At 58.7% G+C, this 24,443-nt stretch carries 22 protein-coding genes; 15 read left to right on the top strand and 7 right to left on the bottom strand.

Annotated elements, in window-relative coordinates:
- Nucleotides 1-166 precede the first annotated feature (166 nt).
- From F8N12_RS16500 to F8N12_RS16485, 4 genes are read left to right on the top strand one after another with little or no spacing between them, the layout of a single operon-like run.
- Entirely contained in the window at nt 167-1,522 is a 1,356-nt protein-coding gene (locus F8N12_RS16500; RefSeq protein WP_150581394.1) for a M16 family metallopeptidase, read from the top strand.
- A complete protein-coding gene (locus F8N12_RS16495; RefSeq protein WP_150581393.1) occupies nt 1,515-3,005 on the top strand; it encodes a M16 family metallopeptidase in 1,491 nt (496 codons plus the stop codon). Before F8N12_RS16500 ends, F8N12_RS16495 begins: the two co-directional genes overlap by 8 nt.
- Nucleotides 3,005-3,619 (top strand): 16S rRNA (guanine(966)-N(2))-methyltransferase RsmD, encoded by a 615-nt coding sequence (gene rsmD / locus F8N12_RS16490; RefSeq protein ID WP_150581392.1) that lies wholly within the window; start codon nt 3,005-3,007, stop codon nt 3,617-3,619. The genes F8N12_RS16495 and rsmD overlap by 1 nt, the downstream gene beginning before the upstream one ends.
- A gap of 57 nt (nt 3,620-3,676) precedes the next feature.
- Nucleotides 3,677-4,672: a hydrolase gene (locus tag F8N12_RS16485; RefSeq protein ID WP_150581391.1), complete on the top strand. Its 996-nt coding sequence runs from the start codon at nt 3,677-3,679 to the stop codon at nt 4,670-4,672.
- Nucleotides 4,673-4,774: 102 nt separating this feature from the next.
- On the opposite strand, the gene F8N12_RS16480 is transcribed toward F8N12_RS16485, so the two are convergent.
- Together F8N12_RS16480 and F8N12_RS16475 are read right to left on the bottom strand one after the other, a co-directional pair.
- Nucleotides 4,775-5,629, bottom strand: coding sequence for a sulfurtransferase (locus F8N12_RS16480; RefSeq protein WP_150581390.1), 855 nt, complete (start codon nt 5,627-5,629; stop codon nt 4,775-4,777).
- A 33-nt stretch (nt 5,630-5,662) separates the two neighbouring features.
- On the bottom strand, nt 5,663-6,334 hold the full coding sequence (locus F8N12_RS16475) for a TetR/AcrR family transcriptional regulator (RefSeq protein ID WP_150581389.1): 672 nt from the start codon (nt 6,332-6,334) through the stop codon (nt 5,663-5,665).
- A 146-nt stretch (nt 6,335-6,480) separates the two neighbouring features.
- On the opposite strand from F8N12_RS16475, the gene F8N12_RS16470 reads away from it, so the two are divergent.
- From F8N12_RS16470 to F8N12_RS16450, 5 genes are all read left to right on the top strand, one after another.
- Nucleotides 6,481-7,911 (top strand): coniferyl aldehyde dehydrogenase, encoded by a 1,431-nt coding sequence (locus tag F8N12_RS16470; protein ID WP_150581388.1) that lies wholly within the window; start codon nt 6,481-6,483, stop codon nt 7,909-7,911.
- Nucleotides 7,912-7,939: 28 nt separating this feature from the next.
- Nucleotides 7,940-8,485: a twin-arginine translocation pathway signal protein gene (locus F8N12_RS16465; protein WP_150581387.1), complete on the top strand. Its 546-nt coding sequence runs from the start codon at nt 7,940-7,942 to the stop codon at nt 8,483-8,485.
- Between the two features lie 130 nt (nt 8,486-8,615).
- Nucleotides 8,616-10,211, top strand: a complete 1,596-nt coding sequence (locus tag F8N12_RS16460; RefSeq protein WP_150581386.1) for a GMC family oxidoreductase — start codon at nt 8,616-8,618, stop codon at nt 10,209-10,211.
- Between the two features lie 115 nt (nt 10,212-10,326).
- On the top strand, nt 10,327-10,806 hold the full coding sequence (gene coaD, locus F8N12_RS16455) for a pantetheine-phosphate adenylyltransferase (RefSeq protein WP_007945531.1): 480 nt from the start codon (nt 10,327-10,329) through the stop codon (nt 10,804-10,806).
- Nucleotides 10,807-10,908: 102 nt separating this feature from the next.
- Nucleotides 10,909-11,160 carry a YfhL family 4Fe-4S dicluster ferredoxin gene (locus F8N12_RS16450; protein WP_028621174.1) on the top strand — a complete coding sequence of 84 codons (252 nt, stop codon included), beginning with the start codon at nt 10,909-10,911 and terminating at the stop codon, nt 11,158-11,160.
- 223 nt (nt 11,161-11,383) lie between these two features.
- On the opposite strand, the gene F8N12_RS16445 is transcribed toward F8N12_RS16450, so the two are convergent.
- Genes F8N12_RS16445 through F8N12_RS16435 form a run of 3 tightly spaced genes read right to left on the bottom strand, consistent with a single transcriptional unit; the run spans nt 11,384 to nt 13,433 of the window.
- Entirely contained in the window at nt 11,384-11,707 is a 324-nt protein-coding gene (locus F8N12_RS16445) for a multidrug transporter (RefSeq protein ID WP_150581385.1), read from the bottom strand.
- A 54-nt stretch (nt 11,708-11,761) separates the two neighbouring features.
- Nucleotides 11,762-12,574 carry a bifunctional DNA-formamidopyrimidine glycosylase/DNA-(apurinic or apyrimidinic site) lyase gene (mutM, locus tag F8N12_RS16440; protein WP_150581384.1) on the bottom strand — a complete coding sequence of 271 codons (813 nt, stop codon included), beginning with the start codon at nt 12,572-12,574 and terminating at the stop codon, nt 11,762-11,764.
- A 43-nt stretch (nt 12,575-12,617) separates the two neighbouring features.
- On the bottom strand, nt 12,618-13,433 hold the full coding sequence (locus F8N12_RS16435; RefSeq protein ID WP_191623176.1) for an HDOD domain-containing protein: 816 nt from the start codon (nt 13,431-13,433) through the stop codon (nt 12,618-12,620).
- A 210-nt stretch (nt 13,434-13,643) separates the two neighbouring features.
- On the opposite strand from F8N12_RS16435, the gene F8N12_RS16430 reads away from it, so the two are divergent.
- The 6 genes from F8N12_RS16430 to ilvD all read left to right on the top strand — a co-directional run bounded on the left by F8N12_RS16430 (nt 13,644) and on the right by ilvD (nt 21,553).
- Nucleotides 13,644-14,183, top strand: a complete 540-nt coding sequence (locus F8N12_RS16430; RefSeq protein ID WP_150581382.1) for a type 1 glutamine amidotransferase domain-containing protein — start codon at nt 13,644-13,646, stop codon at nt 14,181-14,183.
- Between the two features lie 226 nt (nt 14,184-14,409).
- On the top strand, nt 14,410-15,606 hold the full coding sequence (locus F8N12_RS16425) for a class I SAM-dependent rRNA methyltransferase (RefSeq protein ID WP_150581381.1): 1,197 nt from the start codon (nt 14,410-14,412) through the stop codon (nt 15,604-15,606).
- Nucleotides 15,607-16,207: 601 nt separating this feature from the next.
- Entirely contained in the window at nt 16,208-17,284 is a 1,077-nt protein-coding gene (locus F8N12_RS16420) for a SagB family peptide dehydrogenase (protein WP_150581380.1), read from the top strand.
- Nucleotides 17,281-18,255, top strand: coding sequence for a diiron oxygenase (locus F8N12_RS16415; RefSeq protein ID WP_150581379.1), 975 nt, complete (start codon nt 17,281-17,283; stop codon nt 18,253-18,255). Before F8N12_RS16420 ends, F8N12_RS16415 begins: the two co-directional genes overlap by 4 nt.
- Nucleotides 18,248-19,453: an MFS transporter gene (locus F8N12_RS16410; protein WP_150581378.1), complete on the top strand. Its 1,206-nt coding sequence runs from the start codon at nt 18,248-18,250 to the stop codon at nt 19,451-19,453. Before F8N12_RS16415 ends, F8N12_RS16410 begins: the two co-directional genes overlap by 8 nt.
- A gap of 258 nt (nt 19,454-19,711) precedes the next feature.
- Nucleotides 19,712-21,553, top strand: a complete 1,842-nt coding sequence (ilvD, locus tag F8N12_RS16405) for a dihydroxy-acid dehydratase (protein WP_150581377.1) — start codon at nt 19,712-19,714, stop codon at nt 21,551-21,553.
- Between the two features lie 97 nt (nt 21,554-21,650).
- On the opposite strand, the gene mgtE is transcribed toward ilvD, so the two are convergent.
- Together mgtE and F8N12_RS16395 are read right to left on the bottom strand one after the other, a co-directional pair.
- Complete coding sequence (gene mgtE / locus F8N12_RS16400) at nt 21,651-23,000, bottom strand: magnesium transporter (protein WP_150581376.1); 1,350 nt, start codon at nt 22,998-23,000, stop codon at nt 21,651-21,653.
- Between the two features lie 326 nt (nt 23,001-23,326).
- Nucleotides 23,327-24,394 (bottom strand): haloacid dehalogenase-like hydrolase, encoded by a 1,068-nt coding sequence (locus F8N12_RS16395; RefSeq protein WP_150581375.1) that lies wholly within the window; start codon nt 24,392-24,394, stop codon nt 23,327-23,329.
- Nucleotides 24,395-24,443 lie beyond the last annotated feature (49 nt).

Genomic DNA, 24,443 nt, shown 5'->3' with positions numbered 1-24,443 from the left:
ACTGAATCAAGCTAATAAAAGCCTGCTTACCGTCACAAACCCATACAACCTGATCAAGCAATTAGGCTTGATAGGCGTGGCCGCCGCTCTAACGGGTCAGTATCCTAGCACCCTCTCGCCCGCCGACGCTAAGACCTAGCGGGCAGTCCCAAAGGTTTAAAAACGAATGAATGCTTTTGTCCGCCGCGCTGCAGGCCTGCTGCTCAGCACAGTTTGTCTGCCATTTTCAGTCTTCGCTGCCGACCCGCAACCTACCCACGAATTCACCCTCGACAATGGCCTGAAGGTCGTCGTTCGCGAAGACCATCGTGCGCCAGTGGTCGTTTCTCAGGTCTGGTACAAGGTCGGCTCCAGTTACGAGACGCCGGGGCAGACCGGCCTGTCCCACGCACTCGAACACATGATGTTCAAAGGCAGCGAGAAAGTCGGACCGGGTGAAGCGTCACTGATCCTGCGCGACCTCGGCGCTGAAGAAAACGCCTTCACCAGCGACGATTTCACCGCTTACTATCAGGTGCTGGCCCGCGATCGTCTGGGTGTAGCATTCGAACTGGAAGCCGATCGCATGGCAAGCCTGCGCTTGCCGCCGGACGAATTCGCCCGCGAGATCGAAGTCATCAAGGAAGAGCGTCGCCTGCGCACCGATGACAAGCCGATGTCCAAGGCCTACGAACGCTTCAAGGCCCTGGCGTATCCGGCCAGCGGCTACCACACGCCGACCATCGGCTGGATGGCAGACCTGGACCGCATGAAAGTCGAAGAGCTGCGGCACTGGTATCAATCCTGGTACGCACCGAACAACGCCACGCTGGTGGTGGTCGGCGACGTCACCCCGGACGAAGTCAAAACCCTGGCCCAGCGCTATTTCGGCCCGATAGCCAAGCGTGACATCCCGGCGGCGAAAATCCCGCTGGAGCTGGCCGAACCCGGCGAACGAAAGATCACTCTGCACGTACAGACTCAACTGCCGAGCCTTATGCTGGGCTTCAACGTGCCAAGCATCGCCACCTCTGAAGACAAGCGCTCGGTAAACGCCTTGCGCCTGATCTCCGCGCTGCTTGACGGCGGCTACAGCGGACGTATTCCGACCCAACTTGAGCGTGGCGAAGAGCTGGTCTCGGGCGGCTCGTCGAGTTACGACGCCTACACCCGCGGGGACAGCCTGTTCACCCTGTCGGCGACGCCGAACACTCAGAAAAACGTCACCATGGCGCAGACCGACGCCGGTCTGTGGAAGCTGCTCGATCAGCTGAAAAACACCGCGCCGTCCGCTGAAGAACTGGAGCGCGTGCGTGCGCAAGTCATCGCCGGCCTGGTCTACGAGCGCGACTCGATCACCAGCCAGGCTACCGCTATCGGCCAACTGGAAACCGTCGGCCTGTCATGGAAACTGATGGACAGCGAGCTCGCCGACCTGGAAAGCGTGACCCCGCAAGACATCCAGAAAGCCGCCAAGCTGTATTTCACCCGCGAACGTCTCAGCGTCGCCCATGTACTGCCACAGGAGACGACTCATGAGTGAGCGTAAAACACCGCGCCTGGCGCTGATCGGCCTCGTTGTCGTCGCACTGATCGGCTCTGCCGTTTTCTATTTCTCGAAGACCGACGAGTCGAATGCCAGCGAAGCGCTGGATAAGGCCAAGGCCAGCCAGAAACTGCAATCGCTCGCCGAACTCAATGGAAAGGCGCCTAGCCATCGGTCGCTGGACGTGCAGACCTGGAACACCGCCGAAGGCGCCAAGGTGATGTTCGTCGAAGCCCGCGAACTGCCAATGTTCGACATGCGCCTGATTTTTTCCGCCGGCAGCAGCCAGGACGGCGATGCCCCCGGCCTCGCCGTATTGACCAACGCCATGCTCAATGAAGGTGTCGCCGGCAAAGACGTCGGTGCCATCGCTCAGGGCTTCGAAGGTCTCGGCGCGGACTTTGGCAATGGCGCGTTCAAAGACATGGCGCTGGCCTCGTTGCGAAGCCTGAGCGCAACGGACAAACGCGAACCCGCACTGAAACTGTTCTCGGAAGTAATTGGCAAACCGACCTTCCCCGCCGACTCCTTCGCGCGTATCAAGAATCAGATGCTCGCGGGCTTCGAGTACCAGAAACAGAACCCCGGCAAGCTGGCCAGCATTGAGCTGATGAACCGCTTGTACGGCGATCACCCTTACGCCCATACCAGCGACGGCACGGCGAAAAGCATTCCACCGATTACACTGGCGCAGCTGCAGGCCTTCCATGCGAAAGCCTACGCCGCCGGCAACGTGGTGATCGCCTTGGTGGGCGATTTGTCGCGCAGCGAAGCCGAGGCGATCGCCGCTCAGGTTTCCTCTGCATTGCCCAAGGGGCCAGCATTGCCGAAACTGGCGCAACCGACCGAGCCAGCGGCCAGCATCGGTCACATCGAATTCCCGTCGAAGCAGACCAACCTGATGCTCGCGCAACTGGGGATCGATCGCGATGATCCGGATTACGCGGCACTGTCCATGGGCAATCAGATTCTCGGTGGTGGTGGTTTCGGGACGCGCTTGATGAGCGAAGTACGCGAGAAGCGTGGCCTGGCTTACGGCGTGTATTCGGGCTTCACCCCGATGCAGGCGCGCGGTCCGTTCCTGATCAACCTGCAAACCCGCGCGGAAATGAGCGAAGGTACGCTGAAGCTGGTGCAGGATGTGCTCGCCGATTACCTGAAGACCGGTCCCACCGAAAAAGAACTCGAAGACGCCAAGCGTGAACTGGCCGGCAGCTTCCCGCTGTCCACGGCCAGCAACGCCGATATCGTCGGGCAGCTCGGCGCCATGGGCTTCTACGACCTGCCGCTGAGCTATCTTGAAGACTTCATGCAAGAGTCCCAGCGCCTGAGCGTCGAACAGGTCAGAACAGCGCTGAACAAACATTTGAGCACGGACAAAATGGTAGTCGTCAGCGTTGGCCCGACCGTACCGCAAAAGCCGTTACCGGCCCCATCTGATAAACCTGCCGAGCAACCGCTCGGGGTTCCGGAGCATTAATGGCCACCTCTCGTCCTAAAAAGCCTGTCCACAACGTGCACAACGGTGTAAATCAACTGCGCATCATTGGCGGCGAATGGCGCAGCCGCAAGCTGAGCTTTCCCGACGCACCGGGCTTGCGACCGACCCCGGACCGGGTACGTGAGACCCTGTTCAACTGGCTTGCGCCCTATGTTACCGGGGCCAGGGTGCTCGATCCGTTCGCCGGCAGCGGCGCGCTGTTTCTCGAAGCCTTGTCGCGCGGCGCGGCCATGGGGCAGGCGCTGGACGCGAGCAACATTGCGGTGTCGAGCCTCAAGGAGCATTTGGGCACGTTGCGCTGCACAACCGGGCAGGTGCAGACCGCCGATGCGTTGCGTTATCTGGAAACCCAGGCCGCAGTCGCCTACGATCTGGTGTTCCTCGACCCACCTTTCAATCAGAACCTGTTGCCGATCGTTTGCACGCTGCTGGAAGAGCGTCAGTGGCTGGCAGACGAGGCGTGGGTGTACACCGAAAGTGAAACCGCGCCCTCGACCCTCGGCCTGCCGGCCAACTGGCGCCTGCATCGCGAGCAAAAATCCGGGCGGGTCTACTATTCTTTATGGCAACGTACAGTAGAGATCGTCGGTTAATCGACCGACCCGAACAAGGTGCGTCAGCGATGATGCACCGCTGCATCGAGAACCCTCGTGTCCCATCCCGCAGAACGCTTCACCCCCGCCTTCGGCCTCGGCAACCCGCACTTGCAGACCTTGTGGGGACCGCTCTGGCGTAAAACCACACACATAGACCGCGAACGTGAACGCCTGTGGCTTGAAGACGGCGACTTCCTCGACCTCGACTGGCACGGCCCGCATAGCGTCGATGCGCCATTGGTGCTGGTGTTGCACGGCCTTACCGGATCGTCCAATTCGCCTTACGTAGCCGGCCTGCAAAAAGTGCTGGGGGCTCAAGGCTGGGCCAGTGTCGCGCTGAACTGGCGTGGCTGTTCCGGCGAGCCGAATCTGCTGTCGCGCAGCTATCACTCCGGCGCCAGCGAGGACCTCGCCGAGGTCATCGCACACGTGCGGGCGAAGCGGCCGCTCGCACCGCTGTACGCAGTCGGCTACTCGCTGGGCGGCAATATTTTGCTCAAGCATCTGGGCGAGACAGGTCGACAAAGCGGCATCACGGGGGCAGTTGCGGTGTCGGTACCTTTTCGGCTGGACCAATGCGCCGATCGCATCGGCCAAGGTTTTTCCAGGGTCTATCAGGCGCACTTCATGCGTGAGATGGTCGGCTACATCAAAAACAAGCAACGCCAGTTTCAGCACGATGGACGCGAGGACGGCCTGGCGGAGCTGGCCGCACTTGGCTCACTGGAGAACCTGCGCACCTTCTGGGATTTCGATGGCCGGGTTACCGCGCCGCTGCATGGATTTACCGATGCGCACGACTACTACCGCCGCGCCTCAAGCCGCTACTTTCTGGGTGAGATTCGTACGCCGACATTGATCATTCAGGCAGCGGACGACCCTTTCGTCTTCCCCCACAGCCTGCCGATCGCTGAAGAGCTGTCTACCACCACGCAATTCGAGTTGCAGCCTAAGGGTGGCCATGTCGGATTTGTCGATGGCACGCTGCGACGCCCGGATTACTACCTGGAACGACGTATTCCACAGTGGCTGGCCAGCCTTGAACAATGAACACCGCTATGAAAGCTTGCTCGCGATGAGTCAGGCCAGAAGACACCTGTGCCATTGACGGACCGTTTTCGCGAGCAAGCCTGCTCCCACAGGGTATAGCGACTATTCGCCAACCGCGATGCCCCGCGCCGGCTCGTTGATCCACTCGCTCCACGACCCGGCGTACAAAGCACCGAGCGGATAACCCGCCAGGCACAAAGCAAAGAGGTTATGGCAAGCGGTGACCCCGGAGCCGCAATACGCCACCAGGTGCTCCGGTGAACGATCAGCGAGCTTTTCAGCGAAGCGCTGCTTGAGCTGATCGGCGGGCAAAAATCGACCGTCACTGCCAAGGTTGTCGGTAAACGCGGCACACTGCGCACCGGGAATGTGCCCAGCCACCGGGTCGATTGGCTCCACCTCGCCTTTAAAGCGCGGCAAGGTCCGGGCGTCGAGCAAGGTCAGCGCTGGCTGGCCAAGTCGCTGTTGCAGCTGCTCGGCATCGAGCACCAACGAATCATCAGGCGTGCCGGTGAAGGTGCCGCGGATGATCGACGGCGCATCAAGGCTCAGTGGCAATCCGGCGGCATGCCAGGCCTTGATACCGCCATCGAGAATGAACACGCCGTCGCGCTTGCCCAGCCACGCCAGCAGCCACCAGGCCCGTGCCGCGTAAGCACCTGGTCCGTCGTCGTATAGAATCACTTCGCTGTCGGCATTCACACCCCAGGCTTGCAGTCGCTCGATCAGGTCCTGCGCTTGCGGCAACGGGTGCCGCCCGGTAACTCCTTTGACCACTTCACCGCTCAAATCACGTTCAAGATCGGCGAAGCTGGACCCGGCGATGTGACCTTCGGCATAACTGCGCTGACCGTAGACCGGGTCTTCAAGGGCAAAACGACAGTCCAGAATCACCCGCCCTGGCTGCTCTTTTTTCTGGTCAAGTGCTTGTGGGCTGATCAGTTGCGCAATGGGCATAACGGGCTCCTGTGATGGCGATGATGCTGGATCCTACTGCACTTCCTCGAGCGCCTGGGCCAGCGGCACGTAAAACTCTTCGAACAATGCGTTGACCGCGGCGCGCGACTGATCAGTGACAAATCCGGCCTCCAGCACCAGCACTTGATACACGCCGCGTTTAATCGCCTGTTCGCTCAAATGGCTGGAATTTTCCCGCGTTGTGCATAGAAAACGTACCCAGGACGTCAGAATAATCCACGCATTCAGGGTCAGCGATTCGATCTGGACCTTGTCCATGCGCAGAATGCCGGCGTCGACGAAGCCTGCGTAAATGTGGGTGCCATGGATGAGACAGCGCTGTGAGAAGCGCCGATAACGCGCCGCGAGATCGGGGTCACTGTCCAGCAGGTGTTCGAGGTCGCGATGCAGAAAACGATAGCGCCACATGGCCGCCAACAATTCCTGCAGATAAAAACGCTTGTCATCGACCGTTGCCGCGCGCCCCTGGGGCGGACGCAAAAAACTGTCGACGAGGCTCTCATACTCACTGAACAGCACGGCGATAATCGCCTGCTTGTTAGGGAAGTGGTAATACAGATTGCCCGGAGAGATCTCCATGTGGGCGGCAATGTGATTGGTGCTGATACTGCGCTCGCCCTGCTGATTGAACAGCTCGAGGCTGTTCTGCACGATGCGCTCGCTGGTTTTGATCCGAGGGGCCATGGCTTGAGCTTTAATTCAGAGTGCGATAACGGGCATCTTACGGCTTATCGACGAACGGATAAAACCACAGGATGCGAACAGGGTATTTGACTTCCTAGAGCATTGACTCTAAAAAGCTCATCATTACAATAAATCCGGAGCTGACGATGCCTGCTGAAATTGCCTACCTGCAAAGTTTGCAGCAGCCACTGGACGACCTTCAACAACAATTCAACGCCCAGCGCGCGGCCTATGCTGCCAACCCGATGCCGCCCGCCGCGCAGCGCCTGCAATGGCTGAAAGCCTTGCGCGACCTATTGAGCAATGAGCGTCAGCGCCTGATCGACGCGATCAGCCAGGATTTCAGTCATCGCAGCGCTGACGAAACCCTCCTCGCCGAACTGATGCCCAGCCTGCACGGCATTCATTACGCCAGTCAGCACTTGAAAGGCTGGATGAAAGCCTCGCCGCGCAAGGTCGGGCTGGCTTTCCAGCCGGCGGCGGCCAAGGTGGTTTATCAACCGCTGGGCGTGGTCGGGGTGATCGTGCCGTGGAATTATCCGCTGTATCTGGCCATCGGCCCGTTGGTGGGCGCGCTCTCGGCGGGCAATCGGGTGATGCTCAAACTCAGTGAGTCGACACCGGCCACCGGTTTGCTCCTCAAGGAGCTGCTCGGCCGGATTTTCCCGCAAGACCTGGTCTGCGTGGTGCTTGGCGAGGCTGACATGGGCGTGGCATTTTCCAGGCTGCGCTTCGATCACTTGCTGTTCACCGGCGCCACCAGCATCGGCAAACACGTGATGCGCGCCGCTGCGGAGAACCTGACGCCGGTGACGCTTGAACTGGGAGGCAAGTCGCCAGCCATCGTTTCCCGCGACGTACCGCTCAAAGACGCGGCCGAGCGCATCGCATTCGGCAAAACCCTCAATGCCGGACAAACCTGTGTGGCGCCCGACTATGTCCTGGTGCCGCATGAACGTGTCGGCGCCTTTGTCGAAGCGTATCGTCAGGCTGTCCGCGGGTTTTATCCGACACTTGCAGACAACCCGGACTACACCGCGATCATCAATGACCGACAACTCGCTCGACTGAACGGATATGTGAGCGATGCCACCAGCAAAGGCGCGCTATTGATTCCGTTGTTCGACCAGGGTCAGGGTCGTCGCATGAGTCACAGCCTGCTGCTCAATGTCACTGAAGACATGATGGTGATGCAGGACGAAATCTTCGGGCCGTTGCTGCCGATTGTTCCCTACAAGGATCTGGACGAGGCGTTCGCCTACATCAATCAACGACCTCGGCCGCTGGCGCTGTACTACTTTGGCTACGACAAGCGCGAACAAAACCGCGTGTTGCATGAAACCCATTCCGGCGGCGTGTGCCTCAACGACACCTTGTCGCATGTCGCTCAGGACGATATGCCGTTTGGCGGTATCGGCGCCTCGGGAATGGGCCATTACCACGGGCGCGAAGGATTTATGACGTTCAGCAAGGCCAAGGGTGTGCTGATCAAACAGCGCTTCAATGCGGCGCGATTGATCTACCCGCCGTATGGCAAGTCCATTCAGAAACTGATTCAGAAGCTGTTTATCCGTTAACAACCGTCGCACGCGGGTAATAACAATAATGAGCCCAGACCTGTCTGAATCACCCACGCTGTCACGGCGCGGCTTGCTCAAATTCGGAATTGGCGCGAGCGCGTTCCTGGCCACTGCCGGAGTGGGCGCGGGCCTGAGCGGCTGTTCTTCAAGCAGCCCCGCCAACGGTTTTGCGACATTACGCACGGGGGATCTGCTGTTTTTAAGGGCAGTGATCCCGGTGATGCTCGACGGTGCCGTGGCCATAGCAAACATGACAGCGGCCGTCGACGGCACCCTCAAGAACCTGGACAGCGGGCTCGACCACCTGTCGCCGGAAATGCTCAAGCTGACCCGGCAATTGTTCGATGTGCTGGGGATGGCTGTCACGCGCGGACCGCTGACCGGGATCTGGGGCAGCTGGGAAAACGCCAGTGCCGATCAGATACGGCACTTTCTGCAGCGCTGGGAAAACAGCTCGTTAAGTCTGCTGCGCATGGGGCATAGCTCGTTGCTGCAAATGGTGATGATGGCATGGTATGCCCGCAAGGAGTCGTGGGCGCATTGCGGGTATCCGGGACCGCCGACCGTTTGAGATCGAGTCGCGCCCTTCGCGACCAAGCCGGCTCCCGCAGGGGTTCGCGTCGTTCTTGTGGGAGCGTGGCTGGCCCGTGAAGGCGTCAGCCGCCTTACCTTCAACTTCAGAACATTATGAGATCAAGAACATGCCCGTACCCGATCCGTTCCGCGAAGGCATGGCCCGTGGCTGGAAAACCCGCGACGGCTCCCGCCTGACGGAGAATCTGACCCTGGAAGCCGACGTGGCGATCATCGGCAGCGGCGCGGGCGGGGGCACGACAGCGGAAATCCTCAGCGCCGCCGGCTACACGGTGCTGCTGATCGAAGAAGGCCCGCTGAAAACCAGCAGCGATTTCAAGATGCTCGAAGATCAGGCCTACACCAGCCTCTATCAGGAAGGCATCGGCCGTATGAGCAAGGACGGCGCGATCACTATTCTGCAAGGGCGGGCCGTCGGCGGCACCACACTGATCAACTGGACATCAAGCTTTCGCACGCCTGACCCGACGCTGGCACACTGGGCCAGTGAGCATGATGTAAAAGGCCACTCTCCCGCCGACATGGCCCCCTGGTTCGAGCACATGGAACAGCGCCTCGGTGTCGCGCCGTGGCAAGTTCCGCCCAATGCCAACAACGACGTGATCCGCAGGGGCTGCGAGCAACTCGGTTACAGCTGGCACGTCATCCCGCGCAACGTGCGCGGTTGCTGGAATATCGGTTACTGCGGCATGGGTTGTCCGACCAATGCCAAGCAATCGATGCTGGTCACGACTATACCGGCGACCCTGGAAAACGGTGGTGAGCTGCTGTATCTGACCCGCGCTGAAAAACTCCTGTTCAGCGGCGATACCATCAGCGAGTTGCGCTGTGTCGCCATGGACCAACGCTGCGTCGAACCCACCGGCAAGACCATCACGGTCAAGGCGCGGCATTACGTATTGGCTGGCGGCGGCATCAACAGCCCCGCCCTGCTCCTGCGCTCCGACGCGCCCGATCCGCACCAGCGGCTGGGCAAGCGCACGTTCCTGCATCTGGTCAACATGTCTGCCGCGCTGTTCGACGAGGTGATCAACCCCTTTTACGGCGCGCCGCAATCAATCTATTCCGACCATTTTCAGTGGCAGGACGGCACCACTGGCAAGATGTCCTACAAACTGGAAGTGCCGCCGCTGCACCCGGCATTGGCGAGCACTCTGCTGGGTGGCTTTGGCGACGAAAGCGCGCGCCACATGCACAACCTGCCTAATACCCACGCCATGCTCGCCCTGTTGCGCGATGGCTTCCATCCGGACAGCCCGGGCGGCAGCGTTGAGTTGCGCGGCGATGGCACGCCGGTCCTTGACTACACAGTTTCGCCCTACACCTGGGACGGACTGCGCCGGGCGTTTCACAGCATGGCCGAGATCCAGTTTGCCGGTGGCGCCAAAGCGGTGATGCCGATGCATGCAGATGCGCGTTATGTGAAAACCCTTGGGGAGGCGCGAACGCTGATCGACGGTTTGAGCCTGCAGCTCTACCGCACGCGCCTGGGCAGTGCGCATGTGATGGGCGGCTGTGCCATGGGCGAAGATCCGAAAAACGCAGTGACCGACAGCCTCGGCCGCCATCATCAGATTGCCAATCTGTCGATCCACGACGGCTCGCTATTCCCCACCAGCATTGGCGCGAACCCGCAACTGTCCGTCTATGGGCTGACCGCGCAACTGGCAACTTCCCTGGCCGAACGTTTGAAAAACCGCTGAAACGAGACAATATGCCTGTCGTCTATAGTGCCTACTTAATCAACAGGCGACTTGGCCGACCGGGAATGCTGCGATACCATCCGACTCCCCAACGGACTCCCGCCAGGACGACGCGATGAACCGAGTGTTGTACCCAGGTACCTTCGACCCTATTACCAAGGGCCATGGCGACTTGGTCGAACGCGCCGCGCGCCTGTTCGATCACGTGATCATTGCTGTCGCTGCCAGCCCGAAGAAAAACCCGTTGTTTCCCCTGGAACAGCGAGTAGAGCTTGCCCGCGAGGTCACCAAACATTTACCGAACGTAGAAGTGGTCGGTTTTTCGACGTTGCTGGCGCATTTCGCCAAAGAGAAGAACGCCAATGTGTTCTTGCGTGGCCTGCGTGCGGTGTCGGACTTCGAGTACGAGTTTCAGCTTGCCAACATGAATCGTCAGCTGGCGCCGGATGTGGAAAGTCTGTTTCTCACACCGTCGGAGCGTTATTCGTTCATTTCGTCGACGCTGGTCCGTGAAATTGCCGCCCTGGGCGGCGATATCACCAAGTTTGTCCACCCCGCCGTGGCAGACGCTCTGACGGAACGCTTCAAGAAGTAACAACCGCTCGAGCGGCGCCCGCGTGCACTGCGGGCGCCAATGCGGCACAATTGCGCGCATTGGTTTATTGCGCCCGGGCTCCGCGCCCCGGCTGGAGTTAGCATGTCCCTGATCATCACTGACGATTGCATCAATTGCGACGTCTGCGAACCTGAGTGCCCGAACGCTGCCATTTCCCAAGGCGAAGAGATCTACGTGATCGACCCGAACTTGTGCACGCAGTGCGTGGGTCACTACGACGAACCGCAATGCCAGCAAGTGTGCCCGGTAGATTGCATTCCGCTGGACGAAGCACATCCGGAAACCGAAGAGCAATTGATGGCGAAGTATCGGGTGATTACCGGGAAGGTTTGAGTCAGGCATTCTGTAGAGCTTGTACCGCCCTCATCGTCGGATCGCCCTACAGCAAGATTGCGATAGGTCAGTCAGCATTGAAAGTCCAATGCCGCCGTCATCGCCTGCAGGCTAGCCTCCCACAAGTCGCGGATTGGATCACAGTGTTGTGGTCACCCAGGTCCCTGTGGGAGCTAGCCTGCTAGCGATGAGGACATTAACCACACCGAAGATCCGACTGACCTCACTCCCGCTGCTCGAACCCCTCGCCGATACACCCCAGGCACCGCACAAACGCGGCTTTCCCTGGATCGACCACAAGCGCCTTGCCAGCATCGCCAATGCCGCCATCAAACGCGGTAAACGGCAAAGCCACCACGAACAGACCGGCACCGATCACCGTGGCCACGATCAACAAAGGCCGGGCGATCAGCAAATCGCCGATCATGGCGTAAGCCGGCGGGTTCTGGATGGTGTAGCGCGGATCGCCACTTCCGACATTGGACGCCAGCGCTGAAGTAGCGGTGCTGATCAGCAAAACAACGGCGAGGGTTCGAAACAGTTTCATGACGCGATCCTTCGACTGGACAGTGAAAACACAGACTATAGACCTATTGCCCTGTCATCTCTGACAGCGCGGGCAAAACACGCTGGCGCGCTGGCCGAGTTTGACTTCGCGTAGCTCGGTTGCGCAGACCTTGCACGGCTTGCCGCCGCGACCATACACAAACAATTCCTGCTGAAAGTAACCCGGCTGACCGTCGCCACCGATGAAGTCGCGCAACGTCGTGCCGCCACGTTCAATCGCGGCCGCGAGGATACGTTTGATCTCTATCGCCAGTTTCAGATAGCGCGCCCGGGAAATGCCCCCGGCCTCGCGACGCGGGTCAATCCCGGCAGCGAACAGCGCTTCGGTCGCATAAATATTGCCGACGCCGACCACTATCGCGTTGTCCATGATGAACGGCTTGACCGCCATTGAGCGTCCGCGGGACTGCTGGAACAGGCGATCGCCGTCGAACAGGTCGGTCAACGGCTCCGGCCCAAGACGCAGCAGCAACTCATGGTTGTGCGGATCGGCGCTCCAGAGCATCGCGCCGAAACGGCGCGGGTCTGTGTAACGCAGCGCCAGCCCCGATTCCAGTTCGATATCGACATGCTCGTGCTTGGCCGCCGGCATGCCGATCTCGACCAGACGCAGGTTACCCGACATGCCCAGATGGCTGATCAAGGTGCCGACTTCGGCATTGATCAGCAAATACTTGGCGCGTCGCTCCACCAACACAATGCGTTGGCCGGACAAGCGCACATCCAGGTCTTCCGGGATCGGCCAGCGCAGACGACGGTCGCGCAGGATCACCCGGCTGACACGCTGCCCTTCCAGATGAGGTGCGATGCCGCGGCGGGTGGTTTCGACTTCCGGCAGTTCTGGCATGGGGCTCTCGGATCAGGCGCTCGGATGAGGCACTGGCCGCGACTCAGCGATGAGCGCCAAGGTCGCGGATGGTTTGTTTGAGGGTTTCGAAGTCGTAGTCTGACAGCCCGACGTAATCCAGCACAATTGGCGCAATGCTGTTCCATTCATGGTCATCGGCCTGATTGCCCAGCACTCGATAAGACGCGCAAATGTGCTCGGCCATTTTCAGAATCGCCAGCAGATTTTTCAACTGACTGTTGCGCGACGATTCATCGTTGAAAATCGCCAGCGCATTGTGATGGTTGGCGATTGCCATGCTCACATGTTCCGGCAGGCGCCAGGATTTGGCCGTGTAATAACCGACCACTGCATGGTTGGTATTGAACACCCGGTTCTCGGTGTCGACTACCCGACATTCACTGCTGGCGCTTGCATACGCCTGTTCCAGCACCTTCATGTAGTCGGGAAAACGCTGGAGCATCAACGGCACGCCGCAGTCGTGGAACAGGCCCAGCGCGTAGGCTTCGTCGCCCGCCTGCACGCCAATGCGCTTGGCCAGGGTCAGGCAAGTCATCGCTACATCCTGAGCGGTGTCCCAGAAACGGTTAAGCGTGACGATGGTGTCGTCGTTCATCTCGCCCTTGATCGATTGTGCATTGATCAGGTTGATGATCGAACGGCTGCCCAGCAGATTCACTGCACGCTGAATCGAAGTGATCTTGTTGCTCAAGCCGTAATACGGCGAATTGACGATTTTCAGTAAAGAACCCGAAAGGCCGGGGTCCTGGGAGATCAGTTTGGCAATCACCTCCAGGTCCGGATCAGGCATGTACTGCTCCATCTGCAAATCCACCATGATCTGCGGCTGAGCAGGCACGCTGATGCCTTGCAGGGACTGTTGGATCTGTTCGGCGGTGAGCTCTTGGGGCATAAGTACACACTCAGGGTCAGGCGCCGATTCTACCCCTTCTGAATCTGGATCCAACACACCAGCGGGCACATCGACGGAACTTTCATTGTTTGCAAGGCTTCGGACTGAGTAATGCCGATGACGGCAAAACACACACTCAACTCAGGAGACTCAGTCATGTCCACATCCCTGAACGGCAAACGTGTCGCAATGCTGGTAACCGATGGCTTCGAACAGGTCGAGCTGACCGGCCCCAAGCAGGCACTGGAGGAGGCAGGCGCGAAGGTCGATATTCTTAGCGCCGAGGAAGGCCAGGTCAAAGGCTGGAATCACGACAAACCGGCCGACGATTTCGAGGTTGACCAGACCTTCAAGAGCTCCAGCATCGAGCAATACGATGCACTGGTTTTGCCGGGCGGCGTGCAGAACTCCGACACAATTCGTATTGATCTCGATGCTCAGCACCTGGTGAAAACCGCTACATCGGCGGGTAAACCCATTGCGGTGATTTGCCATGGCGGCTGGTTGCTGATCTCCGCCGGACTGGTTCGGGGGAAATCCATGACCAGTTACAAAACGCTCAAGGATGATCTGGAGAATGCCGGGGCGAACTGGGTCGACAAGGAAGTGGTGACTGACGGGAATTTGATCAGCAGCCGTCAGCCGGATGATATTCCGGCGTTCAATCGAGAGCTGATCAGCGCATTGTCGGCCTGACACCGAAACAGTGTGGCGAGAGGATTCATCCCCGTTGGGCTGCGCAGCAGCCCCAAAACCAGCGCAGAGATTACGAAATCCCATTTGCGATGGGTTGCGACTGCTGCGCAATCGGACGGGGGCAAGCCCCCTCGCCACAGGCAAGCCCCCCTCACCACATGTCCACCCGCAAACCTGTGCGTGGCCCAACACGCTATACTCCCGCTCTTTTTTCCGGAGCGACGTCATGTCCCTGCCTAGCCTGCGCCTCAAAGCCAACGCCGACCGTCGCCTGCGAAACGGCCACTTGTGGGTCTATAGCAACGAAATCGATGTAGCGGCGACTCCTTTGCACGGCTTCAAGGCCGGTGATCAGGCGATCCTCGAAGCCGCTGGCGGCAAGACGCTTGGCATCGTCGCCATGAGCCCAAACAACCTGATTTGCGCGCGCCTGCTGTCGCGCGACATCAAGTTGCCGCTGGACAAGTCGCTGCTGGTGCATCGCCTGAACGTCGCGCTGTCCCTGCGCGATCGCCTGTTCGACAAGCCGTTCTATCGCTTGGTCTACGGCGATTCGGACCTGCTGCCCGGCCTGGTGGTCGACCGTTTCGGCGATATCCTGGTGGTACAGATCGCCTCGGCGACCATGGAAGCCCATAAAGAAGACGTGATCGCGGCGCTGACGCAAGTGCTCAAGCCAAGCGGCATTCTGTTCAAGAACGATTCCGCCGCACGCGATGCCGAAGGCCTCAACCGCTACGTCGAAACCGTGTTCGGCCTGGTGCCGGAGTGGGTCGCGCTGGAAGAGAACGGCGTGAAATTCGAAGCGCCTGTCATCCAGGGTCAGAAAACCGGCTGGTTCTACGATCACCGCATGAACCGCGCGCGCCTGGCCCCGTATGCCAAAGGCAAGCGCGTACTCGACCTGTACAGCTACATTGGCGGCTGGGGTGTGCAAGCCGCTGCATTCGGCGCCAGCGAAGTGTTCTGCGTCGATGCGTCCGCCTTTGCCCTCGACGGCGTGGAGCGCAATGCCGCACTTAACGGCGTCGCCGAGAAAATGACCTGCCTCGAAGGCGATGTGTTTGACGCCCTGAAAGAGCTGAAAGCCAGCGAAGAACGTTTTGACGTCATCGTGGCCGATCCGCCGGCGTTCATCAAACGCAAGAAAGACATGAAAAATGGCGAAGGCGCCTACCGCCGTCTGAACGAGCAAGCCATGCGCCTGCTCACCAAGGACGGCATCCTGGTCAGCGCCTCGTGCTCGATGCACCTGCCGGAGGACGACTTGCAGAACATCCTGCTGACCAGCGCCCGTCACCTGGACCGCAACATCCAGATGCTCGAACGCGGCAGCCAGGGGCCGGATCACCCGGTTCACCCGGCGATTGCGGAAACCCGGTACATCAAGAGCATTACTTGCCGGTTGCTGCCGAATAGCTAACCGCTGAAAAATGGGCTCGCTGCGCAACCCCAAAGCAGACTGCGCCAGCGGCTACAAGAGGTGAATTCGCCCCCTGTAGCAGCTGGCGAAGACTGCGATCTTTTGATCTTCATGGCTGCGTTCGGCTGCGAATAAGTCGTAAAGTCAGAGCACGCGGTATCGCTGATACACCGCATCGCATGATCTGACTGCTTCGCAGCACCTACAATCGGCGCATGCCAATCGATTATTTTTGTTTCCTGTTATTGACTTGCGTAAGCACTTGCTGATTTGCAGGAAAATTCAAAGAGCTAATTTATATAGCGGTTACAACCCTGCAAGGTTCTCTCGCTCGTAGGATCGTTCCGATAGCATTCCCAGAAAAGTCTTACTTCATATTGCCTTGATAATCGCCCGTTACGGCCTATGATTGAGTTGTCACTACGAGTGACACGTACTTTCAATTACAAGGAGTTTCAATATGAAAGCAATTACTCTGGAAGCTAGCACCATCGCCAACTTGGCTTTTCTGGTTGCTCCAAAAGCCCGGTAAGTAAATGAAGCGCTGGGGAGTGCCGGCTTACCCAGCGTTTTCTGGAGCAATGCTCAGAGAACTATCCACATGCAAATTAACCCTCATATATTCATACTACCACGCACGCCCGGTCAAATAATTTGGGACTACAAAAATCACAAACAATTTGAACTCGATATTACATACTCTACTCGGCTGGCAGAGCTAATAGACAACCCGAGCAACTTCAATAACCTGAATACAATTGACGCCGAACTTTTTAGCGCGGGAATACTGACCACATCCAAACTTGATATTTACGAATGGGGCTGGGATGAACTATCCAAAATATTCCATATTGGTACCAAGAACATTCCCTTTGACCATGTCCCAGAAGACATTCAAGAATGGTCGGCACAGTACCTTGACCATTGCGCCCAGACACTCACCACTCCCGCCCCGCGTGGCAGGGTTTCGGAAAGAACGGCAGAGGTGCGCATTGCGCTGCCAACGCCTTCCCTCATGGAAGGCTCCCTTCCTGATGTTTTGATCGACCGGAAAACGTGTCGCTCCTTCACCGGCGAAGCTGTTTCCCTCAACGCAGTCAGTACGCTGTTGTATCTGTCTCTCGGCTATTTGCATGAGCGCGAAAGCGACATCGATAGCAGTGTTGCCGAAGGTCTTAGCGCCCGGCGAAGCAGTCCTTCGGGTGGTGGGCTGAATGCCTGTGAAGGCTTTCTGCTTGTGCAAAACGTCCTCGGTTTGAGAGCCGGCGTCTACGCCTATCAGCCGGCAGAACACGTGCTTTGTTTCGTTAATCCGCTGCCCGACAAACCCTTGGGGCAGCTGCTATGCGGACAACACTTTATCAATGACCTGCCAATCGGCCTGTTTATCACCTGTCGATTCGACAAACTATGGTGGAAATATCAACACTCTCGTGCCTACCGAATGGCCTACGTAGAAGCAGGTCACATTTCTCAGACCTTTCAACTGGTCGCCACCTCACTGGGATTGAACACCTGGTTGACCGGCGCATTGACTGACGATCAAGTCGAACCCTTGTTGGGACTCGAAAACAGTGCAGAGCAACCGTTGTTTTTCGTAGGCTGTGGCGAGAGCGACGGGCAAGTTATGTGCAAGGAATTAAAGGCGCTGCTGCACCTTCGAGGGCAGGAACAATGACCGAACCTCAGACTGATCCGGCTTCCCCGGCGTCCTGGGTCGAACGCTTCACCCTCGGTGACTGGGATTCCCGATCCTCGGTTAGAACCAGCGAGCATAGTTACCTATTGCACTCGGACCTGGAACGCCAACTGGAGACTCGACGCTGGTTTCCAGCGAGCCTCCTGCCTTATCTGAATCACCCGGCAGTTGAAGCCGCAGGTCGAACGACGGCTCATCGTCTGTCCGCCAACCATCTGGTGTATTTCCTCGACTACACCACCCTGCTCGAACACCGCATCGTCAATCGATCGGTAGAAACCATCGTCCACGATGAGCTCGGCATTCCCATCCCGGCTCAGATGAAAACGTCGGCACTGCAGCTCTACACCGACGAGGGTTATCACGCGTTGTTCTCCAGTCATCTCGCCGAACAGATTGCTGAGTTCTACGGCATGGTTGATCGACCGGTTATGCCCCAACGAATAATCCGGTTGAACGCGCTGATCGAACGTACACCAGCCAGGCACAAGTCGTTGGCATGGTTTCTCGTTGGCTTCGTCTCAGAGACGATCATTGCCAAGGAACTGCTTGACGTTTGTCGAGACGAACTGGTGAGCGGCGTTCAGGAAATGCTCAGGGACCACCTCGCGGACGAGGCGCGCCACAGTCGCTACTTTTGCGACGTGTTCCATTACCTGTGGCTGCGTCTGGATTGTGGCCAACGCACATTCACTGCCAGGTCGCTGCTGGAAATCCTGCTGATTTTCTTTGAAGTTGACGAACGCTGGCTGGTCGAAAGCCTGCGCTGTGCGGGTCTTGGTGAAATGTCTGTGGCGCAGATTCTGTGTGATCTGACAGATACCCCCAACGTTCTACACCGCACTCAGTCAGGCGCTGCTTCAACACTCGTCGCGTTGAACAAAGCGGGCTTTTTCGATCTGCCCGCCAACCGGCAACTCTTCTCCAAGGCAGGGCTGCTCGATGAATGACGGGAAAGCGGCAGGCACTGTAGAAAAACAGCGGTCTGCGGTCATCCTGTTGATGACAATGGTATTGCTTGGGGTCTTTCCCCTCGATGTCTTGCTGCCCTCCTTCCCGGCGCTGGCCGAACACTTTCGGACTGCACCGGCAACCATCGCGTACTCCATCAGCCTATTTGCAATCGGGATTTCGCTGTCTCAACTGCTGATCGGGCCGCTTTCGGACATCATTGGACGCAAAGGCCTGTTGCTGGCTGGTATGGCAGTCTCAATCGTTAGTGCAGCCGGCTGCGTACTATCCACTGAGTACACCTCATTCCTGGCGTTCCGGTTGGTCCAAGCCATCGGGTGTGGCTGCTTCGTACTCTCGCAGGCACTGGTTCAGGACCTGTTCGAAGGTAAGGAGCGCGATCAGTTGCGGATCTGGATGGTCACCGCCAGCGGCGTTTTCATTTCCGTCTCTCCATTGGCGGGTACCCTGCTGCATCAGGTAATGGACTGGCCCGGTAGTTTCATTGCCTTCATCGCATTGGCCGCCGTGGTGTTTTTGAAGGCCTGTTTCCAACTCGAAAACCTGCGCCCCCCTACAACACGGCACCAGAACATCCTCCAGTCATACCGGATGATCGGTCGCGACATCGGTTTCATTGGTTATTGGTTCATCGCTGCCATTGCATTCACCTGTCACTTCTCTTTTATCGTCATTTCACCCCTGATGTTCATGGAGCAATTGCAGCTGTCACCGTACGAGTTTTCCCTGACCCTTTTGCTTTATGGTGCGGCCTACCTTTTCGGAGGAGTGGTTGCCCGCATCCTCGCCAACCGGATCGCGCCAAACACGCTAATAATCGTGGGACTTGCCCTGATCTTTTTTTCGGGACTGGTGATGCTTTTACTATCAAGTCAGCTGGGGCTTTCCACCCTGACAGTGCTGATCCCGATGATCATATGCACCGCTGGCACGACCATCGCGCGCCCGGTTGCGACTTCCAAGGCCATGGACATATTCCCGTGCAGCGCCGGCGCCTCCGCCTCGGCGGGTAACACATTGGTTTTTATCTTCGGCGGGCTGATCAGCGCGCTAGTGACCCAGAGTGGCAGTCATCTGCAAACGACGCTTGCCTGCAGTTTCCTGATATTGAGCATCCTTGGCGTGGGTCTCAACGCACTGGTCACCCGCCAGCAGCCGGCCATGGACGCCGATTGATAGCTGCCGGTCGTCATCCTGCACGCTCCGTCAAGGCCGGATCCGCGCTTCCCGGCATTCCCTCCCGCTGCCAGCCGTGTAGAATCGCCACATTCATCGCCAGTCATCCCCCGGCGGGTTTATGAGCTCAAGCTGAAGCGCGCGGCGATCCCGCAAAGTTATCGGCAACTTCCGGACACACGGCCATTTCCGGGTGTTCCAGACGTCAATAGAAGCTCACTTCCCTTTTGATACCTGATTAGCCGCCCGGAGTGCTTCATGCCTGATTACCGCTCGAAAACATCCACCCACGGCCGCAACATGGCCGGTGCCCGCGCATTGTGGCGCGCCACCGGGATGAAAGATGACGACTTCAAAAAGCCGATCATCGCCATTGCCAACTCGTTCACCCAGTTCGTCCCGGGGCACGTGCACCTGAAGGACCTGGGTCAACTGGTCGCCCGCGAAATCGAACGCGCCGGCGGCGTGGCCAAGGAATTCAACACCATCGCCGTCGATGACGGCATCGCCATGGGTCACGACGGCATGCTGTATTCGCTGCCGAGCCGCGAGATCATCGCCGACTCCGTCGAGTACATGGTCAACGCCCACTGCGCCGACGCCATCGTCTGCATTTCCAACTGCGACAAGATCACCCCTGGCATGCTGATGGCTGCGTTGCGCCTGAACATCCCGGTGATTTTCGTTTCCGGCGGTCCTATGGAAGCCGGCAAAACCAAACTCGCTTCCCACGGTCTCGACCTGGTCGACGCCATGGTTATCGCCGCCGACTCCAGCGCTTCTGACGAGAAGGTTGCAGAGTACGAGCGCAGCGCCTGTCCGACTTGCGGTTCGTGTTCCGGCATGTTCACCGCCAACTCGATGAACTGTCTGGTTGAAGCCCTGGGCCTGGCATTGCCGGGCAACGGTTCGACCCTGGCCACCCACAGTGACCGTGAACAGCTGTTCCTGCAGGCCGGCCGCACTATCGTCGAGCTGTGCAAGCGTTACTACACCGACAACGATGAGTCGGTATTGCCGCGCAACATCGCCAACTTCAAGGCGTTCGAGAACGCCATGACGCTGGACATCGCCATGGGCGGTTCCACCAACACCATCCTGCACTTGCTGGCCGCTGCTCAGGAAGCCGAGATCGATTTCGACCTGCGCGATATCGACCGTCTGTCCCGCCATGTGCCGCAACTGTGCAAAGTCGCGCCGAACATCCAGAAATACCACATGGAAGACGTGCACCGTGCCGGCGGGATCTTCAGCATCCTCGGCTCGCTGGCCCGTGGCGGCCTGCTGCACACTGACTTGCCGACCGTGCACAGCAAGACCCTGGCCGAAGGCATCGCCAAGTGGGACATCACCCAGACCGACGACGAAGCCGTGCACCACTTCTTCAAGGCCGGCCCGGCGGGCATCCCGACGCAAACCGCGTTCAGCCAGTCGACCCGTTGGGAAACCCTGGACGACGATCGTGAAAACGGCTGCATCCGTAGTGTCGAGCATGCTTATTCGAAAGAAGGTGGCCTGGCTGTTTTGTACGGTAACATCGCTTTGGACGGCTGCGTGGTGAAAACCGCCGGCGTCGACGAGTCGATCCACGTATTCGAAGGCAACGCGAAAATCTTCGAAAGCCAGGACAGCGCCGTGCGTGGCATCCTCGCCGACGAAGTGAAAGCCGGCGACATCGTGATCATCCGTTACGAAGGTCCGAAAGGCGGCCCGGGCATGCAGGAAATGCTCTACCCGACGTCGTACCTGAAATCCAAAGGCCTGGGCAAGGATTGCGCTCTGCTCACCGACGGCCGTTTCTCCGGCGGCACCTCGGGCCTGTCCATCGGCCACGCTTCGCCGGAGGCGGCGGCGGGTGGCGCAATTGGTCTGGTGCAGGATGGCGACAAAGTGCTGATCGACATTCCGAATCGCTCCATCAACCTGTTGATCAGCGATGCCGAAATGGCCGGCCGCCGCGCCGAGCAGGACCACAAAGGCTGGAAACCGGTTGAGAAGCGCCCGCGCAAAGTGACCACTGCACTGAAGGCCTACGCTCTGCTCGCGACCAGCGCCGACAAGGGTGCCGTGCGCAACAAAGCGATGCTCGACGGGCTGTAAGCCCGACCTCGGCACTGCAAAATGCCCCGCCGAGTGCGGGGCATTTTGCTGCCGATTCACGCGCTTGATGTGCGATTGTTTACCTGATCATGCGCTGCTAAACCGAAAGGTCCAGTACCTGTGAAGCAATGCCCAGGTAAATCAACACTCCCGTTGCGTCGGCAATCGAGGTGATCAGTGGCGCACTGGCCGTCGCCGGGTCCAGGCGCATGCGGCTAAGCAGAAAGGGCAAACTCATGCCGATCAGGCTGCCTATTATTACGATCAATACCATGCTGCTGGCCACGACCAGGGCAATATCGAGGCCACCGCGCATCAGGCCCAAACCGGCCACCGCCAACGCCATGGTCAATCCCAAGCCCAGCGCAACGAAGCACTCTCGCCCTAAAAGCCGTAACCAATCGCGCATAACCACTTCGCCAGTTGCCAGTGCCCTGACCATCAGCGTTGCTGCCTGAGAGCCCGAGTTGCCACCGCTATCGACCAGCAAAGGCAGGAAGAACACCAAGGCAATATTGGCCGCGATAATTTCCTCGAAGGCGGCGATGCCAGCCCCGGAAAACAGGTTGCCGAAAACCAGCAGCACCAGCCAGAACACTCGCTTGCGATACAGCAAACCGATGGTGGCATTCTTGATATTGCCTATCTTCAAGCTGATCGATGCACCTTTGTGGAAGTCTTCGGTAGCCTCCTGCTCCACCACGTCCAGTGCATCGTCTGTAGTGACAATGCCCACCAATCGGTGGTCACGGTCAAGAATCGGCAGCGCCAGCAGGTCGTAACGGCCAATTTTCTTTGCTACCTGCTCCTGGGTGTCATTGACCCGGGCGGATATCACCGGCTGCACCATCAGCTGTGACACTGGAGTGTCCCCCGTAGCCAGAATCAATTCCCGCAGCGACAGAGTACCCAGCAAACGGCGCTCATCGTCCAGCACGTAGGTCTGATAAATGGTTTCGGCATCTGCCGCGCCCAAGCGCAACGCGGCAATAGCCTCACTGGCGCTCATGCCGGCCTTGAGCGTTGAGTATTCCGACGTCATCAAGGCACCGGCGGTACCTTCCAGGTAGCTGCTCAGCCGGCGCAGATCGTCCCGTTCCAGTTGGGCGAGCGCCGGCAGCAGTGCCTCTCGCTGCTCCTCGTCGAAGCGGTTGAACAAATCCGCACGTTCATCCGCCGACATCGCAGCGATCAGCGTGGCCAGCGCCGCACGGGGCAGTGCGCGGGAGAGTTCGACTTGCCGCTCCAGACTGAAATAGCCGAAGACCTGGGCACGCCGGGTGAGCGGTTCCAGTCCGAGCAGTTGGATAACCTGCAGGGTCGTGAGTTGGTCGAGCTGCTCGGCAGCGTCGGCTGGCTGCAGCTGCGTCAGGGATGCATGAGCATCGTGCGGGCGTTGCTTGCTGAGCAATGTGCTCAGGTTTGTTGCAATTGCAGATGTAGTCATTTGTTTCTCCGGGCGTCGCGGCGCGCCCGGAGTAGGCGCAGACAGGGCTGACGTCAGCTCACAGGCAAGTCCACCGCGTAAGCGGTTGATCTGGAGTTATGAGTTCGAAGTGAACTTAAACTGGGAAGGTCCATGTAAGGGCGTTGCCTCTTGAGCCGCACATGCGGCGGGTCGGAGTTTATGAAGAGCGAGTGGACGAGACAATCGCTGGATAGCGGTGTCCGCCTACTTTCAGATGCTTCCTACAGACGTTTGACGAATTTCAGACGCTTCAGCCCGTATGCAGGGTTGGAGTGAGCCTGCTCGCGCAAGCGGCGCCTGGGGCCTTATTGAATTTCTTCGGGGGTGACGATCACCCAATTCTTGTCTGCTGTTACCGGCAACCCTTCCTTGGCCTGGGCGGCCGCGTGCTTGGCCATCATGCCGTTAATCTGGGTCATGTATTTATCCTTGCGATTGACCCACAAATGGATGCCACCCTTCGCCACGTCAACGCCGTGAAAAAGCATGAAGCCATCGCTGCTCGGGGTGTCGCCGGCGACCAGGATCGGTTTTTTCCATTCATCGATGTACGTCAGGATCGCGGCCTGCTTGCCGGCCATCCAGGTAGCCGGCGTCCACAGGTAAGGCGTCAGCTCCAGGCCCAGGTTTACCTGCTCGTCATACTGGCCGGCGGCGATCTGTTTGCGCGCCGTGGTCAAGGCACCGGATGCGCGGTCCTTGAGCAGCATCGTCACGCCGATCACGTTCTGCGGTTTGACGTTGTAGCCGTACTGCGGATCGGCCGCGACCATGCGCACCAGCTCTTCGGAGGCGGCGGTCATCACATAGACCTCGATGCCATTCTCCATGAGCTTGTTGTACAGCTCTTTCTGACCGGTGAAAATCCGGGGCGGATTGACCTCGATAGTCTTGACCACGTCGCCTTCGTAATACGTGCTCGGTACCGGTTTGCCGGACACCATCAGCTCGTCGACATACCCCTTGAGCTCTTGAAGCGTGAAACCGGAAAATACCTGGGCGACCCACGGGTAACACACCATGTCGTCGAGTTCGCATAAGCGGTAGTAATAACTGAACAGGCTTTCCTTGTGCTCGGCGGTGTCTTTAAAGGGAATGAGTTTCAGAGAGGGGTCGAGTTTCTCACGGGTGATCAGGCCCTTGTTCTCCATGAACGGCAGCAACGACTCTTCCAGATCATAGCGGTAACTGGTGTTGTCCATGTCGAACACGGCGTAGTTACCCTTGTTCGCATTGGCGGCAATCATGGCATCCAGCGCCTTGGCCTGATCGCGCGGCCAGTGCTTGAGATCGGTGGCGAACGCCTGACTCGCGAGGCTCAGGCCAAGGCCCAATCCCAGCGCAACCGCGAGAAATGTCGGAGCGAGTTTCATCGGCATGCTTCCCTAAATAAAAGTCCCTGGATCAACGCCATAGACGCTA

The sequence above is a fragment of the Pseudomonas fluorescens genome, from assembly GCF_902497625.1.
Taxonomy (GTDB): domain Bacteria; phylum Pseudomonadota; class Gammaproteobacteria; order Pseudomonadales; family Pseudomonadaceae; genus Aquipseudomonas; species Aquipseudomonas fluorescens_BQ.
The sequence above is the reverse complement of the archived record's forward strand: the minus strand, read 5'-3'. Positions and strand labels throughout refer to the sequence as shown.

Bases quoted from the DNA above. Each gene is read 5' to 3' on its own strand.
- F8N12_RS16500 (WP_150581394.1), top strand. From the start codon at position 167: ATGAATGCTTTTGTCCGCCGCGCTGCAGGCCTGCTGCTCAGCACAGTT.
- F8N12_RS16495 (WP_150581393.1), top strand. From the start codon at position 1,515: ATGAGTGAGCGTAAAACACCGCGCCTGGCGCTGATCGGCCTCGTTGTC.
- rsmD (WP_150581392.1), top strand. From the start codon at position 3,005: ATGGCCACCTCTCGTCCTAAAAAGCCTGTCCACAACGTGCACAACGGT.
- F8N12_RS16480 (WP_150581390.1), bottom strand. From the start codon at position 5,629: ATGCCCATTGCGCAACTGATCAGCCCACAAGCACTTGACCAGAAAAAA.
- F8N12_RS16475 (WP_150581389.1), bottom strand. From the start codon at position 6,334: ATGGCCCCTCGGATCAAAACCAGCGAGCGCATCGTGCAGAACAGCCTC.
- F8N12_RS16470 (WP_150581388.1), top strand. From the start codon at position 6,481: ATGCCTGCTGAAATTGCCTACCTGCAAAGTTTGCAGCAGCCACTGGAC.
- F8N12_RS16465 (WP_150581387.1), top strand. From the start codon at position 7,940: ATGAGCCCAGACCTGTCTGAATCACCCACGCTGTCACGGCGCGGCTTG.
- F8N12_RS16460 (WP_150581386.1), top strand. From the start codon at position 8,616: ATGCCCGTACCCGATCCGTTCCGCGAAGGCATGGCCCGTGGCTGGAAA.
- coaD (WP_007945531.1), top strand. From the start codon at position 10,327: ATGAACCGAGTGTTGTACCCAGGTACCTTCGACCCTATTACCAAGGGC.
- F8N12_RS16450 (WP_028621174.1), top strand. From the start codon at position 10,909: ATGTCCCTGATCATCACTGACGATTGCATCAATTGCGACGTCTGCGAA.
- F8N12_RS16445 (WP_150581385.1), bottom strand. From the start codon at position 11,707: ATGAAACTGTTTCGAACCCTCGCCGTTGTTTTGCTGATCAGCACCGCT.
- mutM (WP_150581384.1), bottom strand. From the start codon at position 12,574: ATGCCAGAACTGCCGGAAGTCGAAACCACCCGCCGCGGCATCGCACCT.
- F8N12_RS16430 (WP_150581382.1), top strand. From the start codon at position 13,644: ATGTCCACATCCCTGAACGGCAAACGTGTCGCAATGCTGGTAACCGAT.
- F8N12_RS16425 (WP_150581381.1), top strand. From the start codon at position 14,410: ATGTCCCTGCCTAGCCTGCGCCTCAAAGCCAACGCCGACCGTCGCCTG.
- F8N12_RS16420 (WP_150581380.1), top strand. From the start codon at position 16,208: ATGCAAATTAACCCTCATATATTCATACTACCACGCACGCCCGGTCAA.
- F8N12_RS16415 (WP_150581379.1), top strand. From the start codon at position 17,281: ATGACCGAACCTCAGACTGATCCGGCTTCCCCGGCGTCCTGGGTCGAA.
- F8N12_RS16410 (WP_150581378.1), top strand. From the start codon at position 18,248: ATGAATGACGGGAAAGCGGCAGGCACTGTAGAAAAACAGCGGTCTGCG.
- ilvD (WP_150581377.1), top strand. From the start codon at position 19,712: ATGCCTGATTACCGCTCGAAAACATCCACCCACGGCCGCAACATGGCC.
- mgtE (WP_150581376.1), bottom strand. From the start codon at position 23,000: ATGACTACATCTGCAATTGCAACAAACCTGAGCACATTGCTCAGCAAG.
- F8N12_RS16395 (WP_150581375.1), bottom strand. From the start codon at position 24,394: ATGAAACTCGCTCCGACATTTCTCGCGGTTGCGCTGGGATTGGGCCTT.